Origin of the sequence: Tunicatimonas sp. (genome assembly GCF_049647865.1) — a bacterium.
Taxonomy (GTDB): Bacteria; Bacteroidota; Bacteroidia; order Cytophagales; family Cyclobacteriaceae; genus Tunicatimonas.
In genome coordinates, this window is the sequence record NZ_JBARYM010000693.1 from 1 (window position 1) to 3,719 (window position 3,719).

2 protein-coding genes are annotated in these 3,719 nt (G+C 45.3%); one reads left to right on the top strand and one right to left on the bottom strand.

What is annotated here, in order from left to right:
- On the bottom strand, window positions 1–1,548 hold a 1,548-nt coding region (locus WBA23_RS20330; RefSeq protein WP_424584113.1), incomplete at its 3' end, for a S8 family serine peptidase.
- A gap of 269 nt (window positions 1,549–1,817) precedes the next feature.
- On the opposite strand from WBA23_RS20330, the gene WBA23_RS20335 reads away from it, so the two are divergent.
- Window positions 1,818–3,719: prolyl oligopeptidase family serine peptidase (locus WBA23_RS20335; RefSeq protein WP_424584114.1), on the top strand; the 1,902-nt coding region annotated here is incomplete at its 3' end.

Below are 3,719 nucleotides of genomic sequence, written 5' to 3' on the forward strand. Positions count from 1 at the left end.
GTTTAGGACTACTGAGTTGAAAGTCGTTTTATCTATTGATAGATCAGTGATAGCTGCCGGAGGTTGATCGGTATCGCTCGATAAGGCTCGATACGTATTTATGCGTCCTACCCCCAAATCCGCTACATGCGAAGAATTTGCTAAATCAATATTGTCAGCAGAGGCAAGCATTATTTGGCGCAGATGCTCACGAGTAAGTCCTTTACGCTGAAACTGAGATATAACCAGCGCGGCTACTCCCGACACGTGAGGGCAGGCCATAGACGTACCCGATAGATAACCGTAACTATTGCCGGGAAACGTACTTAGTACATCAGAACCAGGGGCAGCAATATCCACCCAATCGCCGTAGTTAGAAAAATCTGATTTTTTATCGTTATGGTCAAGAGAAGCTACCGCCATTACGGTTCCTAGTGAAGCCGGATACGCTGCTCTGACTTGATTAGTTTTATTATTGCCCGCCGCAAACACTACCAAGCCACCCGCCATTGGTCCAGTTTGAATATTCTGCGCAAACTTTTCGTCGGAGTTATCGTAACCCGCCCGCTCATTAAAATAATGTATAGCAGCTTCCAGCACCTGGCTTTTACTCCCACCGCCCCAACTATTTTGAGCGATTACTGCTCCATTGTCAGCCGCGTAAACAAAAGCTGTGGGAAAACCGCCTTGCCCCGATCGCCCAAAAACCGCACAACTCATAAGCCTTACCCCGGGTTCTTCGCCGTTACCTCCGGCTACCCCGGCTACTCCAATTCCGTTATTAGAAACGGCTCCTACTGTGCCCGCCACATGGGTTCCGTGTTTATCAGAATAAACTCGTCCTTTATTGGCACTAAAATCATAGCCGTACACATCATCTATGTACCCATTTCCGTCGTCATCTACCCCTGCTTCGCCGGACTTCTCTGCTTGGTTTACCCACAAAGCTTGCTGCAAATCTTCGTGGTTCGTATCGATACCACCATCTATTACCGCTACCACTACCCGACTGTCACCACTGCTGAAGAGACGACTGGAGTCTAAACGAATGTCCGCTCCGGCAGCCCCTCCGCTTTGTCCTGTATTATTATAGTGCCATTGTTCTTGGTAGCGAGGATCATTTACTGGAGCTAATGTGTCGGATTGGTTGGTGGTGAAAAGGGTTCGCATTGGAATGGATTCGGCAGAGCTTACCCAAGTATTTTTGCAAAATAGGGCCGCTAGTTGATCTTCTGAAGTAGATAGAGTATCAGCAAATTCTATTTCATACCATTGGTGCAATCCGTACTGCCGATGAGCTTTCTCAAATTTATGAGTACGCGGAAAAACCCGACGAATGCCAACCACATTACAGTTCTTACTAAGTTGATCTAAAGATGGCTTTCCGGTAGCAATAGTCTCTGGTTCTCCGCAGTGTTCGGGAACTGGCTGCTTAAGCTTTACCCATATTTTGTGTTTAGCTGTTTCATTGGTTTGAGCCAACACTACGGGAAGCGTCCACAGCCCAAAAACAATGAGTAAAATAGTGCGATATGCTAGATTTAAGTAGAATCGTGATAATGAGCACATAAAAATTAGCAATATAGTACATGCCAAACAAGTCAATTCTTTCTTTCAAAAAACCACGAAAGAATACTTAAAAAGCTATTTTATTCTTACTAAAATGCTAAAATATAGAAAAAGTTACATTTAACCTAAAAATAAGTTATAAAATCTAACTATTAGAATATGCGAAACAACTAAAAAGTGAAGAAAAAAGTACGCTTCAGTGAGATTTGGATTTTTCGGACTTTGTAGACAAATTATAGATTCCCGTTTTCCACTTAATTACTGAAGCAATGCAGATTTTAGCACTGATTTTTTTTCTACTTCATACTGCATCATTCACCGCTTTTAGCCAGTCTAAGGAAGCTACTCGCCAGTTTGAAGAGATACTATCTTTGCGGAGTGCTTTTAATCCGCAGATCTCTCCCGATGGAAGTATGATTGCCTACCAAGTACGAAGCACCGACTGGAAAGAAAATCGTTACGATGAGGAGATTTGGCTTTACAAGGAAGAAGGCACTCCTTTTCAACTTACTTATACCAAGAAAGGCAGCAGCACGCAGCCCCAATGGTCGCACGATAGTCAATGGATTGCTTTTTTGGCTAATCGAGATGAGGAAGATCAAGTTTATATGATTCGGGCGGCAGGCGGAGAAGCCCAGCAATTAACTTCAGTAGAGGGTGGCATCCAACAGTTTTCGTGGTCGCCTACTGAGCTACGGATTGCTTTCACTCAGGCTGATAAAGACAAGGAATTAGAAAAAGAACGAAAAAAACGCTTCGGCGAATTTGTGGTGGAAGATGAAGAATACGACCAGCACCACCTCTGGACACTGGCGGTAGAGCCTGATATGTGGCCCCGCCCCGAAGAAATGCCCTGCACTAGCGATTCTATTGATAACCAAGATTGCGTTCAGCATCCCAAACCCGAGCAAATTACCCAGGGAGAGCAATTTTCGGTGAGCCGTTTCTCCTGGTCACCCGATGGTCAGCAGATTGCTTTCCAGCGGCAAAAAACTTCGCAGTTGCTTTCTTTCTTCTCCGCCGATATTGCCATTATTCACGTTAATGACCGTAAAATCCGTACGTTAGTAAGTACTCCGGGCTACGATGGAAACCCAGTTTGGTCGCCCGATGGAGACTGGATTGCCTACCAGTCGAGTGGCGAGGATACGTTATCCAACTTCTATAAAAACGGTAGAATTTTAAAGATACCAGCCAATGGTGAAGGGCAGCCTCAACTCATTGCCACCGATATTGATGAAGAGGTTTTCAACTTACATTGGAACCCTAACGGTATGTACGCCTTGGCTCGGCAGCGAACTCAACAGTACGTGTACAAAATTGATCCTGAAACCGGAAAGTCTAAACCTGTGCTGGAGAATCCTGACAACGTATACGCACTCAGTTTTTCTCATAACGGCGAAGATTTAGCTCTTCAGGGGCGATCCGCTACTCAGCTTACCGAAATATACACTACCAATACTCAGCAGTGGGAACCGGTGGCGGTTTCTAATATGACGCAGCAAATTCAGAGTATGAAATTAGGTAGTAGCGAAGTAATTCAGTGGGACAGTCGCGATGGAACCACTATTGAAGGAATACTACACAAACCCGCTGACTACGATCCTACTAAACAGTATCCGCTATTAGTCGTCATCCACGGTGGACCCACCGGCGTAGACACTCCCACTCCGGTAGTATCTTCGGTGTATCCGGTTAATCAGTGGCTGGAAAAAGGTGCATTGGTATTACGACCTAACTACCGAGGTTCAGCCGGATACGGAGAAGAATTTCGCTCGCTGAATGTTCGTAATCTAGGCGTGGGCGATATGTGGGACGTAATGTCGGGAGTCGATTATCTAGCTGGACAAAATATGATTGATACTACCCGGATGGGAGCAATGGGCTGGAGCCAGGGTGGCTACATTTCGGCTTTTCTAACTACGAATACTAACCGTTTCAAAGCGATTAGTGTTGGGGCGGGTATTTCTGACTGGACTACTTACTACGTTAGCACCGATATTCATCCGTTCACCCAGCAGTATCTGCAAGCTACCCCTTGGAATGATCCTGATATTTACGCCAAAACCTCACCCATGACCAATATTCAACAAGCTAGCACCCCCACCTTAATTCAGCACGGTGAGAATGACGCGAGAGTTCCTATTTCTAATGCGTACAAACTATACCAG